Origin of the sequence: Parahalioglobus pacificus, assembly GCF_014652275.1 — a bacterium.
Taxonomy (GTDB): domain Bacteria; phylum Pseudomonadota; class Gammaproteobacteria; order Pseudomonadales; family Halieaceae; genus Parahalioglobus; species Parahalioglobus pacificus.
Window position 1 is genome coordinate 983696 of the sequence record NZ_BMYM01000002.1, and the last position, 15263, is coordinate 998958.

Below are 15263 nucleotides of genomic sequence, written 5' to 3' on the forward strand. Positions count from 1 at the left end.
AGGCAGAACAGGGACCAAGGAGAACAGTATGGCGCAGGTGACAGTAGAGCAGCTCGCAGAAACAGTAGGCGCATCAGTCGATCGATTGTTGACGCAAATGAAGGAGGCGGGCTTGCCCCACTCCGACGCGGAGCAGGATGTATCTGAAGAGGACAAGCAAACGCTGCTTGCCTACCTCAAGCGCAGCCACGGCGAATCGACGGATGCGCCTAAGCGGATAACATTGAAGCGCAAAACGTTGAGCACGCTGCGTTCCAGTGGCTCGTCGGGTAAGAAGACCGTGGCGGTGGAAGTACGCAAGAAGCGCACGTATGTGAAGCGTGACCCTGAAGAACTGAAAGCGCTGGCAGAGGAAGAGGCGAGCACAGGCGTCGATACGGAAGAGCTCGTTGAGGAAGTTACAGCAGAGCCTGCTGTCGTTGAAGAAACCGTGGCGGAAGTCACGGCCGAGCCCGAGCCCGAGCCGGAACCCGAGCCGGAGCCGGAGCCAGAAGAAACAGAAGAAGATCTGAAAAATCTGGATCCCGAAGTCCTGCGTCAGCGTGCAGCCGCACGTCGCAAGAAGAAGGAAGCCGAGGAGGTTGCTGCGCGCGAGGCCGCACTGGCAGCGCGTAAAGCCGAGCAGGAGCGCAAAGACGCGGAGGCGGCCGCCGCCAAAGCTAAAGAGAAAACGCAGGATGCTGCTGCCAAACGGCCCAAGCGTTTGCATGACGCACCTTCACCCACGCGCGAAGCGGATCGTCGCAAGCCCGCCCGTGGCCGTCTGGGCCGAAATGCGCCAGCCGGCCGTGGCAAGCAGCGTGGGCACAATCTCTCGCTGTCCGATCTGGATTCTGCCGAGTCAGGTGTGGGTCGACGTCGCGGTGGCCGTAAGCGCATGAAGGCGACGCACGAAGAACACTCCAAGCACGGCTTCGAGATGCCCACTGCCACTATCACCTATGAAGTAGAGCTGGGTGATGCCATCTCTGTAGGCGAGTTGGCCCAGGCGATGTCCGTGAAGTCCGGCGAAGTCATCAAAGAACTGATGAAGCTGGGTGTCATGGCCACTATCAACCAGATGATCGATCAGGATACCGCCACGCTGGTGGTTGAAGAGATAGGTCACAAAGTGAAGGTTGTGAGTGAGGAAGTGCTGGAAGATGCACTGGAAGAAACCCTTGCCCAGCATGAGGGTACGGCGGAGCCGCGTGCGCCCGTTGTTACGGTCATGGGTCATGTTGACCACGGTAAGACCTCACTGCTGGATTACATCCGTAAGAGTCATGTGGCGTCTGGCGAAGCGGGCGGCATTACCCAGCACATCGGCGCGTACCACGTTGAAACCGACGCGGGCATGATTTCCTTCCTGGATACACCCGGACATGCTGCCTTTACTGCGATGCGTGCGCGCGGTGCCAAGAGTACCGACCTTGTGATTCTGGTAGTTGCGGCCGACGATGGTGTGATGCCTCAAACCGAAGAGGCTGTACAGCACGCGCGCGCTGCCGAAGTACCTTTGATCGTAGCCGTGAACAAGATTGACAAGGAAGGGGCCGACCCCGACCGCGTCAAGAATGAGCTGGCTGCCAAGGATGTTATCCCCGAAGACTGGGGCGGTGACACGCAGTTCATCAGTGTGTCTGCGCACACTGGCGAAGGCATTCCCGAGCTGCTCGATGCGGTCTTGCTGCAGGCAGAGCTGCTGGAGCTTCAGGCTCCCCGTGACATACCGGCGCAGGGAATTGTTATCGAATCACGCCTGGATAAGGGCCGCGGTTCTGTGGCATCTCTGCTGGTGCAAAGCGGAACGCTGCGCCAAGGCGATATTGTGCTCGCAGGACTGGAATACGGTCGTGTGCGCGCCATGTTGGACGAGAACGGCCAGCCGATTAAGGAAGCCGGCCCCAGTATCCCCGTTGAAATACTGGGCCTGAATGGTACGCCGGATGCGGGTGACCAGTTCGCCGCCATGGAGAGCGAACGCAAGGCGCGTGAGTTGGCTGAGTACCGGCAGGAAAAGAGCCGCGACTCCAAGATTCAGCGCCAGCAGGCAGCCAAGCTGGACAACATGTTCGAGAGCATGGCGGCTGGCGAACGCAAAGTACTTAATATTGTCGTCAAAGCCGATGTTCGTGGTTCGCTGGAGGCGATTCAGTCTGCCTTGCTGGACCTGGGCAACGACGAAGTGAAGGTCAACATCGTTTCCGGCGGCGTGGGCGGTATTGCTGAAACCGATGTGACGCTGTCTATGACGTCCAATGCCGTTATCTTCGGATTCAATGTTCGAGCCGATAACGCTGCCAAGCGTCTGGTAGAAGCCGAGGGCGTAGACCTGCGTTACTACAACGTCATCTACGATCTAATCGACGACGTAAAACAGGCCCTGTCCGGCATGTTGGCGCCGGAGCTGCGCGAGGAGATCGTCGGTATCGCAGAAGTACGCGATGTGTTTCGCTCGCCGAAGTTCGGCCAGATTGCCGGCTGTATGGTTGTAGAGGGCACGGTATACCGATCCAAGCCTATCCGTGTATTGCGTGACAACGTGGTCATTTACGAGGGCGAGCTGGAATCCCTGCGTCGCTTCAAGGATGACGCCAATGAGGTTCGTAATGGCACCGAGTGTGGTATCGGTGTTAAGAACTACACCGACGTTAAAGTAGGCGACTTGATTGAAGTCTACGAGGTCAAGGAGATCTCCCGCTCACTCTAAGAGCGGCAGTGCCATGGCCAAGGAATACAGTCGCACCCAGCGCGTTGCGGATTATCTGCAGCGCGAACTTGCATCACTGATACAGCAGTCCTTGCGTGATCCGCGTCTGGGGATGATCAGTGTTACTGGAGTGACAGTGAGCAGGGACCTGTCCCACGCGCGCGTGTATTACACCCGCCTCGACAGCGATACCGAAGACGAGGCTAAAGAGGTGACCGCTGTGCTGAACAAAGCCAGCGGTTTCTTGCGCAACGAGCTGTCACGCGATGCCAGTATGCGCATGGTGCCACGCCTGAGCTTCTATTTTGACAGCAGTGTAGGGCAGGGCCGACACCTCGAGGGTTTGATCAGTCGCGCAGCGCAGGCAGATCGTGATTTGGGCCTGCGTCAGGACGAAGACCCAGACGGCGAGGAGTCCTAGTGGCACGGCGACGTCGCGGGCGCCCGGTAGACGGTATCCTGGTGCTGGATAAGCCGGTGGGCATGAGCTCTAACCAGGCCCTACAAAGTGCAAAACGCCTGTTTTTTGCTGCCAAGGCCGGTCACACGGGTTCACTGGATCCACTGGCGACCGGCGTACTGCCACTGTGTTTTGGTGAGGCGACGAAATTCTCCCAGTACCTGCTGGATGCCGACAAGGGCTACGCCAGTACTTTTGTATTGGGGCAGGCGACGACCACCGGCGATGCCGAGGGCGAGATCACCACTACCCGAGACGCGTCGGCGCTCGATGAGCAACAGGTAGAGGTGGCCCTGGAAGCCTTTCGCGGTGAGATCGAGCAAGTGCCGTCGATGTTTTCTGCGATCAAGCAGGACGGTAAGCCGTTGTATAAGCTGGCTCGCGAAGGCAAGGCAGTAGAGCGTAAATCCCGACAGGTGGTGATTCACCGGCTGGAACTCAAGGCCTTCCGGTCAGGGGAGCGCGCAGAAATAGATATAGAGATAGAGTGCAGTAAAGGCACCTATGTGCGCTCCATAGCCGAGGACCTTGGCCAAGCGTTGGGCGTAGGGGCACACGTCAGTGCATTGCGTCGCACGGCGGCCGGGCCCTTCAAACTGGAAGACAGCGTGACACTCGGAACGCTGGAAGCACTAAAGGCCAATGACAAGCTGGCAGAAATGGATGCACTGCTTCTGCCGGCAGACAATGCGCTGGAGGATTTACCCCTTGTGAGCCTCAGTGAGGCCGGGGGTTACTACCTGCGGCAGGGGCAGCCGGTATTGGTGCCAAATGCGCCCTGTGATGGTATGGTGCGCGTCGCTCTGGACAGCGGTGAGTTCCTGGGCGTTGGAGAGATATTAGATGATGGGCGCGTGGCGCCGCGTCGTCTGGTAGTCACCGGTCGGTGACGCGAACCTGTCTGTAAATCTGCACGGACAGGCTCTTTTGATAATGGCGGTCGACGGTGGATGTAAATCCCGGGCCGGGGCAGATTGAGCGAGGAAATACACATGGCATTAACTGCTGAAAAGAAAGCGGAAATCGTAAAAGACTACCAGCAAGGCGAAGGCGACACTGGTTCCCCTGAAGTACAGGTAGCCCTGCTCACAGCAAACATTGAGCAGCTGCAGGGACACTTCAAGTCGCACGCACAGGATCACCACTCACGCCGCGGCCTGATCCGCATGGTGAACCAGCGCCGCAAACTGCTGGACTACCTCAAGCGCAAGGACACTGCTCGCTACGCTGAACTGATCAAGCGTCTGGGTCTGCGTCGATAAGCCGCTTAGCTACCGGGGCATCAGGCCCCGGTTGCCTTATCTAGAATTGGAGAAAAATAGTGAATCCAGTAACTAAAACATTCCAGTATGGCGGACAGACCGTCACGCTGGAGACGGGCCGAATTGCCCGCCAAGCCACTGGAGCAGTGCTGGTTACAGTCGAAAATACGTCTGTACTGTGTACTGTTGTGGCAGAGAAAAATGCGCGTGACGGCCAGGACTTCTTCCCCCTGTCTGTGCACTACCAGGAGAAGACTTACTCTGTAGGTAAAATCCCGGGTGGCTTCTTCAAGCGTGAAGCCCGCCCAAGCGAAAAAGAAACCCTGACCTCCCGTCTTATCGACCGTCCTATTCGTCCGCTGTTTGCAGACGGTTACATGGCGGAAGTACAGGTGGTTTGTACTGTGATGTCCGCTGATAAGCACATCGACCCAGATATTCCCGCAATGATCGGTACCTCCGCGGCACTGGCTATCTCCGGCTGCCCCTTCAATGGTCCTATCGGTGGCGCGCGTGTCGGCTTCAACGAAGCGCAGGGTTACATGCTGAACCCCACCTATGACCAATTGGCAGACAGCGAGCTGGACATGGTTGTTGCCGGCACCAAAGACGCCGTTCTGATGGTTGAGTCGCAGGCGAAAGAGCTGAGCGAAGACCAGATGCTGGGTGCTGTGCTGTTTGCACACCAGGAGATGCAGACCGTTATCCAGGCGATCACCGAGCTGGTTGCAGAAGCTGGCAAGCCTCGTTGGAATTGGCAGGCGCCTGTCATCGATCAGGCCCTGTTGGCCGCTGTTGAAGGTCAAGTTCAGAACGATCTGGGTGAAGCGTATCGCATCACCGAGAAGTCAGCGCGTTACGATCGCGTAGCTGAGATCCGTACTGCCTGCGTGGAAGCGCTGGCTGTTGAAGGTGGTACCGCCGCCGACGACGTAAAGGATATGTTCAAAAAGGTTGAGAAGAACCTGGTGCGCAAGCGCATCCTGGCTGGTGAGCCCCGCATTGACGGTCGTGACACCCGCACCGTGCGCCAGATTGCCTGTGAAGTTGATCTGCTGGCTAAAGCACACGGCTCCGCCTTGTTCACCCGCGGTGAAACTCAGGCCATCGGTACTGTGACTTTGGGCTCTACCCGTGACGCGCAGATCATCGATGCGCTGGAAGGCGAGCGTCGCGATCCCTTTATGCTGCACTACAACTTCCCTCCCTACTCAGTGGGTGAGGCAGGTCGCATCGGTTTCACCGGTCGTCGTGAAGTCGGTCACGGTCGCCTGGCGCGTCGTGGTCTGGCAGCTGTACTGCCGAACGAAGAAGAGTTCCCCTACACAGTGCGTGTGGTTTCGGAAATCACCGAATCCAATGGTTCCAGCTCTATGGCGTCAGTCTGTGTGGGCTCTATGGCGATGATGGCCGCGGGCGTACCACTGAAGGCGCCTGTTGCCGGTATTGCAATGGGTCTGGTGAAAGACGGTAACCAGTTTGCCGTACTGACCGACATCCTGGGTGACGAAGATCACCTGGGTGACATGGACTTTAAAGTCGCCGGTACCGCCGAAGGTGTCACTGCACTGCAGATGGATATCAAGATCGAAGGTATCAACGAGCAGATTATGGAGATCGCTCTGGAGCAGGCGCTGCATGCGCGTCTGCATATCCTGGGCCAAATGAACGCTGTGTTGGCTGAGCCGCGTCAAGTGACTTCCGAGAACGCACCCAGCATGATTACGCTGAAAGTCGATTCCGACAAGATCCGCGACATCATCGGTAAGGGCGGTGCAACCATTCGCTCAATCACCGAAGAGTCCGGTGCCACTGTCGATATCGACGATGACGGCACTGTACGTGTCTTCGGTCAGGACCAGGCGGCGCGCGACAAGGCGGTTGCCATGATTGAGGAAATCACGGCAGAAGCGGAAGTTGGTGCTATCTACACCGGTACCGTTGCTCGCATCGTAGACTTCGGTGCTTTCGTGAACATCCTGCCCGGCAAAGATGGCCTGGTACACATCTCCCAGATCGCCAATGAGCGTGTGGAGAACGTGACCGACCACCTGAGCGAAGGTGAGGAAGTACGCGTTAAGGTGCTGGACGTCGATCAGCGTGGTCGTATCAAGCTCTCCATCAAGGAGCTGCTGGAAGACGAAGCAGACGACGCACCTGCAGAGGCTGCCGAATAACTCGCAGTCTTTAGAGAATAGAAAGGGCGCATCTTCGGATGCGCCCTTTTTTTTGCCCCGTGATGGTCGGCTAGTTGTGCAGTCAGGTCTAAGCGGCGCTTCTCAGCTAGCTACTGCGGTTATCGATGAGATCCTGCACCACGCCGGGGTCGGCCAGTGTAGAGGTATCACCCAGGTTCTCGAGCTCATTCTCGGCGATCTTGCGCAGTATGCGTCGCATGATTTTTCCGGAACGCGTCTTAGGTAGCCCCGGCGCCCACTGGATGACATCCGGTTTGGCAATGGGGCCTATCTCGGCCACGCATAGCTGTACCAGCTCATCGCGCAGGCTATCGCTGGGTGTCACACCTGCCATCGGTGTGACATAAGCGTAGATACCCTGGCCCTTGATGTCGTGCGGATAGCCCACGACAGCGGCCTCCGCGATGTCATCATGCAGCACTAGCGCGCTCTCGACTTCGGCTGTGCCCATACGGTGGCCTGACACGTTAAGTACGTCGTCTACCCGTCCAGTAATCCAGTAGTAGCCATCCTCGTCACGCGTAGCGCCGTCGCCTGTAAAGTAGTAGCCATCGTAATGACTGAAGTAAGTATCGATCAGGCGCTGGTGGTCGCCGTACACGGTGCGTATTTGGCTGGGCCATGAACTCTTGATCACCAGATAGCCGGCACCGGGTCCCTCAATTTCGCTGCCGTCTTCATTCAGCAGGGCTAATTCAACACCAAAGAAGGGCAGTGTGGCCGACCCCGGTTTGAGGTCTGTAGCGCCCGGCAGCGGTGTAATCATCTGGCCGCCTGTCTCAGTTTGCCACCAGGTGTCTACGATGGGACAGCGCGAGTCGCCGACGACCCGGTAGTACCACTCCCAAGCTTCCGGATTGATCGGTTCACCCACCGAGCCCAGCAGTCTCAGGCTTGCCCGCGAACTACGTGTCACGGGCTCGTCACCCACAGCGTGCAGTGCCCTAATGGCGGTGGGTGCTGTGTAGAAGGTAGCCACCTGGTGCTTGTCCACGACTTCCCAACAGCGTCCTGCATCCGGGTAGGTGGGAACGCCTTCAAACATCAGGCTGGTCGCGCCATTGCTGAGTGGACCGTAGACAATATAGGTGTGACCGGTGACCCAGCCCACATCGGCAGTACACCAGAACACCTCGTTATTCCGATAATCAAAGGTGTACTTGAAGGTCATGGTGGCCTGCAGCAGGTAGCCGCCCGTGGTGTGCAGAACACCCTTGGGTTTGCCGGTGGAGCCGGAGGTGTAAAGAATGAACAGCGGGTCCTCGGCATCCATGGGCTCGGGCTCGCAGTCGCCGGCAGCCACACCGGTGAGCTCGTGATACCACTGGTCCCTGCCGCTGTGCCAATCGATCTGGCCTCCTGTGCGCTTCACTACCAGACAGGTATGCACGCCCGGGCAGGCCGCCAGCGCTTTATCGGTGTTGGCTTTTAGCGGTATGGGCTTGCCGCCGCGAACGCCCTCATCTGCAGTGATCACTGTTTGGCAGTCCGAATCGAGAATCCGGTCTTTCAGAGCCTCGGGTGAGAAGCCACCGAAAACCACGGAATGAATCGCCCCGATTCTGGCACAGGCCAGCATGGCGTAAGCCGCCTCGGGCACCATAGGCATATAGATACAAACGCGGTCGCCTTTTTTCACGCCCCTTGATCGCAGTGCATTGGCGAGCTTGCACACCTCGGTTTTTAGCTGGGCGTAGCTTATGTGGGCGCTGTCATTGGGGTCGTCGCCTTCCCAGATAAAGGCCGTCTGGTCTGCGCGCGCGGGTAGATGCCTGTCGATACAGTTAACGCTGGCGTTAAGAATGCCACCGCTGAACCACGCGGCCTCGCCGTTACTGAAGTCGAAGGCTCGGACGGTATGCCAGAGTGCGTCCCAGGACAGGTGCTCCTCGGCCATTTCACCCCAGAAGGCGTCGGGCTCGGCGATTGATCGCTGGTACATCGCCTGGTAGCGCGCTTTGTCGATGTGCGCGTCGCTGAAGCTGGCGGGAACGGGATGGACTGGGAACTCAGACATGGAGAGGGCGACTCTTATCGATAGTTAAGAGTCAGATCATACTGCCCGATAAGGACTGCGCAAGCGTTGCCGAGCCGGTATGAAGGTGGATACTGTTGGAGTGGTGTTTTCGGTGGCGTTGCGCGTTAAGAGCTTGCGAGCATGCCCCAGTCAGACACCGGATTGACGCTGAGGCGTACATTGTCGATAAGGCGCGTCTTACCCAATCGGGCGGCGGCCAGTATTGCGATCTCTTCAGTGTCCTCGGACACAGCGCGCAGGGTGCGTGCATCGCGAACGGCAAAATAATCAGGGTCAAAGCCGGCTTGCAGCAACTGCATGCGTGCGTGTGATTCCAGCTGCAGGAAGTTGTCAAAGCCGCAGGCGATGGCTTCGCGGCAGCTGTTGAGCGTTTCGTGCAGCAGCGGTGCCACACTGCGCTCTTCAGCGCTGAGGTAGCCATTGCGTGAACTCAGTGCGAGACCATCGTTGGCACGTGTTGTGGCGACGCCAACGATCTCTACAGGCATATACAGATCGTCCACCATCTTGCGAATGATGGACAGCTGCTGGAAGTCCTTTTCACCGAACAGTGCGACGTCGGGGCGCACGATGTTGAACAATTTGTTCACGACCGTGGTGACGCCATCGAAGTGCCCAGGCCGGCTGCTACCGCAAAGAGTCTCGGACAAATCAGGCACGCGCACCTTGGTGTGCAGGGCCATGCCCTCCGGGTAGATTTGATCCACGTCCGGATTGAACAGATACGCCACGCCCTCGGAAAAGAGTTTTTCCTTGTCGGCAGCCAGAGTGCGAGGGTAGGCATCCAGATCTTCGTTGGCACCGAACTGCAGGGGATTAACGAAGATACTCACAACTACAAGATCGGCACAGCTACGCGCGCGACGCACCAGGTCAAGGTGGCCTTCATGCAGATTTCCCATGGTGGGAACGAAGGCAATACGCTGCCCTGCGCCGCGGGCGCGATTCAGGCAGGACTGTAGTGCAGCGTTGCTGGTAACGGTGCGCATGTAAAACCACTCCCTTGCGGCGGAACGGTGATGCAAAACCTCTTTTTCAAGGCCTACAGAGCCTTGATCGGGCGCCAAGTATGCCCCACGGCCTACGGGTCATCAACGTTGAAATAGGAAATATTTACAATGTGTTGTTACCGATTCACCCAGAAAAAGTGTGCTACTTCGGAAAAGTGCTACCAATTGATAGTAAGTACCTACTTGGTATTATGAGGTGGAGATGATAGCGAGTGGACGCACCGCTGAGTGATCGCAGCGTGTATCGGGCAGGTGTTTGGGTTGAGTTGGCTTCGCGCTGAGCCTGCAAGCTTACTCGTAGGTGTGCTCGTTCCGGGGGTAGTCACCGTTTTTCACTGCCTGTACGAAAGCTGCCAGTCCATCTGCGATGGACTCTTGCCCGGCCATGAAGTTCTGTACGAAGCGCGGTGTGTGCGTGGACAGGCCCAGCAAGTCGTGCATCACCAACACTTGTGCATCGGTTCCTGCGCCGGCACCGATACCAATCACCGGGATATCCAGCTTCGAGCTGATGTCTGTGGCCAGGTGCGCCGGCACACACTCAAGCACCAAAAGGCTGGCCCCTGCGTCCTGAATCTCCACCGCATCCGCCAGAATGGATTTGGCTTCCTTGGGGGTGCGTCCCTGCACGCGGTAGCCGCCGAAGGCGTTTACAGATTGAGGTGTCAGTCCCAAGTGGGCACAGACGGGAACACCGCGCTCTACCAGGCTGTGAATACTGTCGCTGAGCCAGACACCACCTTCCATCTTCACCATCTGGGCACCGGCTTGCATCAGCGCTGTGGCGTTATGCAATGTTTGCTCGGTGTTGGTGTAGCTCATAAACGGCATATCTGCGATGACCAGTGAATTCGGCTGGCCACGCGTTACGCACTCTGTATGGTAGGCCATATCGTCGATAGTCACTGGAATGGTGCTGTCGTGCCCCTGCAGGACCATGCCCAGTGAGTCACCCACCAAAATAGTCTCGGCACCTGCGTCGCTCACCAGTCGGGCGAAGGTAGCGTCATAGGCCGTAATGCAAACGAATTTTTCACCCGCAGCCTTCATGCGATCCAGCGTGCTGATTGTGATCTTAGGCATGGGGACTATCCGAAGAAGGTGGGGTTGAAGTAGTGACGGCCGCTGCGTATGTCCAGCATGTAATCCACCAGGTGCTGGTAATCGCGATCACCGTTTGCCAGGTCGATTTCGCTGGCGTTTACGATCAGTAATGGAGCGCCATCGTAGTATAGAAAAAACTCACTGTACACTTCATTGAGGCGCTCTAAATAGTCCCTGTCTATTGCCCTTTCGGCGGCGATCCCACGCTGTTCTATGCGGTCCAGCAGCACCTCGGTGGAGGCCTGCAGGTAAATGACCAGGTCGGGTTTTGGTGCGTCGATCGTGAGCTGCTGATACACCTTTTCGTAGAGTTGAAACTCATCGCCGTCGAGGTTGATCCGGGCGAACAGGGGATCTTTTTCGATGAGGAAATCGGCTACACGCACAGGCTCGAAGATATCGGCCTGACGCAGGTCCTGAATTTTCTGTGCTCGCTGAAATAAGAAAAAGAGCTGAGTCGCCAGGGCCGCCTGGTGACGGTTTTGGTAGAAGCGTTCAAGGAATGGATTTTCCTCGGCATCTTCCAGCAGGGTCTGGTAGTTAAAGCTGCTTGCGAGTCGTTTAGCCAACGTGGTTTTGCCGACGCCTATAGCGCCTTCAACGGCGATGTAGGCGGGGGGCTTGCGGCCCTTGAGATCGACAGTCAGGCTTTTATCGGCGTCGCTCAAGCATGCTCTCCCTAATGGTCTGGAACGTCGAAGGCCAGGTTGTAATTCGCAGGTTCCAATGCGCCCTGGCAGTCGGCCAGTAATGTACCAAGAACTTCGCCGCCGGGCAGCTGGAAATCCTCGCCCACCAAATCTGCCAGCGGGCGCAGCACAAAATTGCGTGTGCGCATGGCGTAGTGGGGAACGGTGAGGCGCTCTTCGGTGATCTCTAGCCCGTCTATAAGCAGAATATCGAGGTCGATCACTCGGGGACCCCAGTGCTGGCTGCGTACGCGGCCCAGATGATTCTCGATGCTCTGTGTCGCGTACAGCAGCTGCTGCGGTGCCAGCGACGTTTCGCAGGCAATAACCGCATTGTAGTAATCGGGTTGACCCTGTGGCCCCAGTGGTTCGCTGCGATAAACAGGTGAGGTCGCGGTGACGGTGACCGCCGGCGTTTGAGCGAGCCGCAATACGGCGTGCTGCAAGTTTTGCAAGGGGCGCTCGAGATTTGCCCCCAGTCCTATGAAAGCCAGACTCACTGGTTGGCGTTGCCGCGACGAGTGCGTGTGCGGTTGCGACCTTTGCGCCGGCGGTTGCGCGGTTCTGCGCCATCACTTATTTTGCTAGCAACCTCCAGCCGCTCCTCCATAGGCAGCGTCTGAAAATCGGTCCACCAGGGCCCCAGACCGCCGGTTTCTTCGCCGGCAGATTCACGCAGTAGAAGGAAGTCGTACGCAGCCCTGAAGCGGCGATGGTCGACCAGTTCGGCAGCGCGTTTGCCACGACGCCTCTCCAGGCGCAGCTGAAACTCCCAGATTTCCCGCATGGGCATGCTGAATCGTTTGGGTATGGCGACGTGCTGGCAGGCCTGTGCAATGACTTGCTGCGCCGCGCTGTGCATGGCGATATTGGCTGGGTCGCCGCGGTGCTGAAGGTGGTCTGCCTCGCGCTTGGCCACTGGCCACAGCAATGCGGCGAGAATGAACGCGGGTGTTACGGGCTTATCCTGCCGGATCCGTTTGTCCGTGTTGGCCATAGCCTCTCGCACCAGAGTCATGGCGCGCGCATCCTGGCGCAATACATGGTCGGTTTCCGGGAACAGGTATTGCAGCAGCCGGTGCTCGATCAGCTGGTCCAGGGTAGCCCTGGCGTAGCCCGCCATAAAGAGCTTCAGGAACTCATCAAACAGTCGTGCTGAGGGTATCTCCCCCAAAAGATGTGCACATTGCGGAATGGCCTTTGCCGTGCCCGCTTCAATCGTGAAATCCAGTTTGGCGGCAAATCGCAGTACGCGCAGCATCCTCACCGGGTCTTCCTGATACCGGGTCGCCGGGTCGCCGATGATGCAAATGCGGCGGGCATGGATATCGTCGAGACCCTTAACGTGGTCCAGTACGGTAAAGCCCTTGGCGTCGTAGTACAGCGCGTTGACGGTGAGGTCACGTCGCACTGCATCTTCTTCCAGGGTGCCGTATACGTTGTCGCGCAGAAGCAGGCCTTTGTCGCTGCGTTTGGCGGCAGTCTTGCCTGCACCGTCGTTGCCGCTGTCGTGGTGCCCCCGGAAGGTGGTGACCTCAATGATCTCCCGGCCAAAACGCACGTGCACAATACGAAAACGGCGCCCGATGATGCGCGAGTTGCGAAACAGCGCGTGCACTTCTTCTGGGGTGGCGTCGGTGGCGATATCGAAATCTTTAGGATGCCCGCCCAGCAGCAGGTCTCGGACCGCGCCGCCGACAAGATAGGCCTGGTGGTCATGGCCTCGCAGGCGAGACATCACCTTGAGCGCGCTGTCGCTGATGTTTTTGCGGGAGACGTTGTGTTCGTCCCGGGGGATGACCTTCAAGCGTCGCAGGCCCTGTGAGATGAAAAGAGTGGGAAGTCTAACACAGCGCTAGCAGCAATCTGAGTGCCTGGCGCGCCAATGGAGGTTTCCGGAGTAATGCGGTAGGGAAGTTGATGGGGAAAGCTGAGCTTTCCCCATCCAGGTCTCTCTTCGAGGCTTATTGTTATTTCTGTGTATCGTTATTGTTTTTGGTCCAACAGCGCAGTTATGAGCTGCGAGCCAGCCTTCGCCGAAGCGTGGCTGGAATCAAGACGTTGTCGGGTTAGTGGCCCCACAGACTTGCTGCCATTGGCAGCCGGGAAATGAGGGGGAAGAAATCTTCCCCATCCAGGTCCATAGTGTGGTTTTATTATTGTTATTAGCGGCGGGATTGTTATTTTTATTGAATCGCCGCGTAAGAGATAGCAGTGCGTGTGCCAAGTTTTAATAAAGTGTTTATAAACAGAAGGTTATGAACTCTTAGCCTGCACGGTAACAATACTGAAACAATGCATTGTTACCTTTCCGCCGCCCATTTTGTTACGCGAAAACGGGCCGGTAACAGTTAAGAAGCTACCTTTCGCGTCCCCGAGCTCCCCTTTTTGCGAGGCAAGCCAAAACGCTGGCGGCGCTCCCACAGGCACTTGCGGCTGATACCCAGTTTTTGGGCCAGTTCCGTTTCGCTCATTGAATCCTGGTGCTCCAGCACGAAGCGCTGGAAGTAATCCTCCAGTGACAGATCCTCTGCCGGGTCACTGGTGACCTGCGTGCGAGGACTGCTGGCGCCAATGCGTTGCCCACGCAGGCGGCTGACGTTCACCAGTTCAAGGTCAATGCCCAGCGCTTCGTTTTCGATTTCCTCGCCATCCGTGAGAACGATGGCGCGCTCTATCGCGTGCTCCAGCTCCCGGACATTGCCCGGCCATTGATAGGTGGTGATCGCCTGAATGGCGCGTGGCGAGAGCTTGGGCGCCGGCCGGCTCAGTGCTGTGGATTTTTGTTCCAGCAGGTGTTCTGCGAGGTGCAGAATATCCTTGCCCCGCTCGCGTAGCGGCGGCAATAGCAGGCGTAGCACATTGATGCGGTAGAACAGATCCTGACGGAAATGCCCTTCGGCGGCGAGTGCTTGTAAGTCCCTGTGCGTAGCGCATATGAGCCTGACATTCACCTTGCGGGAGCTGACGGACCCGATACGGCGAATCTCGCCTTCCTGAATGAAGCGCAACAACCGCGCCTGGGCCTCCATGGGCAATTCACCGATCTCATCGAGGAACAGCGTACCGCCATCGGCCGCCTCAATCAGTCCCATACGGCTGGTATTGGCGCCCGTGAAGGCACCCTTCTCGTAGCCGAACAATTCCGACTCGATCAGTGTTTCAGGGATGGCCGCACAGTTCACTGAAACCAGAGTCTTCTGGGCTCGTTGGCTGTGCTGGTGAACACTGCGCGCCACCATCTCCTTACCAGTGCCCGTTTCGCCCAGCACCAGCACCGTTGACTCTGTGGGCGCAAAGCGTTTGATATGGTCGAACAGAGTCAACATTGGTGGGCAGTTGCCCACAATGCCGGGTGTGTCGCTGGCTGCGGCGGCCGGCCGTTCAGTAGCGCCCGCTTGCTGCGTAGGATGATCGGCGATAATGCGCTGCACGGCACTGATCATGTCGCCATGATCGAAAGGTTTGGCAATGTAATCCACTGCTCCCATGCGCATGGAATCGACGGCACTGCGCAAGCTGGCATAGCTGGTCATGATCAGTACCGGCACGTCGCCCGCTTTCTTGATGAGATCGGTGCCGGGGGCGCCGGGCAGGCGAAGATCGCTGATAATCAGGTCGAAGCTACCCAGGGCGTGCTGACTTTCAGCCTCCTGTACAGAACCTGCCTCGGAGACGTTATATCCGCTGCGCTCAAGCAGGCGTTTCAGGGCATTGCGAATGACCGACTCGTCTTCGACAACCAGAATGCTCTGCATGGTGTGTTACCTCAGGACACGGGTTACACAACATACCGTTACCGAGGGTGCT

General features: G+C 57.7%; 12 protein-coding genes. 5 read left to right on the top strand and 7 right to left on the bottom strand.

All coding sequences use genetic code 11. From position 1 onward, the window contains the following. Window positions 1-28 precede the first annotated feature (28 nt). The 5 genes from infB to pnp all read left to right on the top strand — a co-directional run bounded on the left by infB (window position 29) and on the right by pnp (window position 6591). Window positions 29-2692, top strand: a complete 2664-nt coding sequence (infB, locus tag IE089_RS13260) for a translation initiation factor IF-2 (RefSeq protein ID WP_189478272.1) — start codon at window positions 29-31, stop codon at window positions 2690-2692. Window positions 2693-2705: 13 nt separating this feature from the next. Then, window positions 2706-3113, top strand: coding sequence for a 30S ribosome-binding factor RbfA (gene rbfA / locus IE089_RS13265; RefSeq protein WP_189478273.1), 408 nt, complete (start codon window positions 2706-2708; stop codon window positions 3111-3113). Next, window positions 3113-4042: a tRNA pseudouridine(55) synthase TruB gene (gene truB / locus IE089_RS13270; protein ID WP_189478274.1), complete on the top strand. Its 930-nt coding sequence runs from the start codon at window positions 3113-3115 to the stop codon at window positions 4040-4042. Before rbfA ends, truB begins: the two co-directional genes overlap by 1 nt. Before the next feature lie 102 nt (window positions 4043-4144). Next, window positions 4145-4414, top strand: a complete 270-nt coding sequence (gene rpsO / locus IE089_RS13275) for a 30S ribosomal protein S15 (RefSeq protein ID WP_189478275.1) — start codon at window positions 4145-4147, stop codon at window positions 4412-4414. 59 nt (window positions 4415-4473) lie between these two features. Beyond that, window positions 4474-6591, top strand: coding sequence for a polyribonucleotide nucleotidyltransferase (gene pnp, locus IE089_RS13280; protein ID WP_189478276.1), 2118 nt, complete (start codon window positions 4474-4476; stop codon window positions 6589-6591). A gap of 106 nt (window positions 6592-6697) precedes the next feature. Here the strand turns inward: pnp and acs are convergent, their stop codons facing one another. The 7 genes from acs to IE089_RS13315 form a co-directional block, all read right to left on the bottom strand. After that, on the bottom strand, window positions 6698-8629 hold the full coding sequence (acs, locus tag IE089_RS13285) for an acetate--CoA ligase (protein WP_189478277.1): 1932 nt from the start codon (window positions 8627-8629) through the stop codon (window positions 6698-6700). 125 nt (window positions 8630-8754) lie between these two features. Then, a complete protein-coding gene (panC, locus tag IE089_RS13290) occupies window positions 8755-9639 on the bottom strand; it encodes a pantoate--beta-alanine ligase (RefSeq protein ID WP_189478278.1) in 885 nt (294 codons plus the stop codon). A 312-nt stretch (window positions 9640-9951) separates the two neighbouring features. Beyond that, the gene (gene panB / locus IE089_RS13295) at window positions 9952-10743 is read right to left on the bottom strand and encodes a 3-methyl-2-oxobutanoate hydroxymethyltransferase (RefSeq protein WP_189478279.1); all 792 of its coding nucleotides are present in this window, start codon (window positions 10741-10743) and stop codon (window positions 9952-9954) included. A gap of 5 nt (window positions 10744-10748) precedes the next feature. Further along, entirely contained in the window at window positions 10749-11432 is a 684-nt protein-coding gene (locus IE089_RS13300) for a deoxynucleoside kinase (protein ID WP_189478280.1), read from the bottom strand. An 11-nt stretch (window positions 11433-11443) separates the two neighbouring features. Next, window positions 11444-11953 carry a 2-amino-4-hydroxy-6-hydroxymethyldihydropteridine diphosphokinase gene (folK, locus tag IE089_RS13305; RefSeq protein ID WP_189478281.1) on the bottom strand — a complete coding sequence of 170 codons (510 nt, stop codon included), beginning with the start codon at window positions 11951-11953 and terminating at the stop codon, window positions 11444-11446. Continuing rightward, the gene (gene pcnB, locus IE089_RS13310) at window positions 11950-13260 is read right to left on the bottom strand and encodes a polynucleotide adenylyltransferase PcnB (RefSeq protein ID WP_189478282.1); all 1311 of its coding nucleotides are present in this window, start codon (window positions 13258-13260) and stop codon (window positions 11950-11952) included. Before pcnB ends, folK begins: the two co-directional genes overlap by 4 nt. A 544-nt stretch (window positions 13261-13804) precedes the next feature. Next, window positions 13805-15211: a sigma-54-dependent transcriptional regulator gene (locus IE089_RS13315; RefSeq protein WP_189478283.1), complete on the bottom strand. Its 1407-nt coding sequence runs from the start codon at window positions 15209-15211 to the stop codon at window positions 13805-13807. Window positions 15212-15263 lie beyond the last annotated feature (52 nt).

Excerpts from the sequence above, each read along its gene's own strand:
- infB (WP_189478272.1), top strand. The coding sequence starts at position 29 with ATGGCGCAGGTGACAGTAGAGCAGCTCGCAGAAACAGTAGGCGCATCA.
- panB (WP_189478279.1), bottom strand. The coding sequence starts at position 10,743 with ATGCCTAAGATCACAATCAGCACGCTGGATCGCATGAAGGCTGCGGGT.
- panC (WP_189478278.1), bottom strand. The coding sequence starts at position 9,639 with ATGCGCACCGTTACCAGCAACGCTGCACTACAGTCCTGCCTGAATCGC.
- IE089_RS13315 (WP_189478283.1), bottom strand. The coding sequence starts at position 15,211 with ATGCAGAGCATTCTGGTTGTCGAAGACGAGTCGGTCATTCGCAATGCC.
- acs (WP_189478277.1), bottom strand. The coding sequence starts at position 8,629 with ATGTCTGAGTTCCCAGTCCATCCCGTTCCCGCCAGCTTCAGCGACGCG.
- rbfA (WP_189478273.1), top strand. The coding sequence starts at position 2,706 with ATGGCCAAGGAATACAGTCGCACCCAGCGCGTTGCGGATTATCTGCAG.
- rpsO (WP_189478275.1), top strand. The coding sequence starts at position 4,145 with ATGGCATTAACTGCTGAAAAGAAAGCGGAAATCGTAAAAGACTACCAG.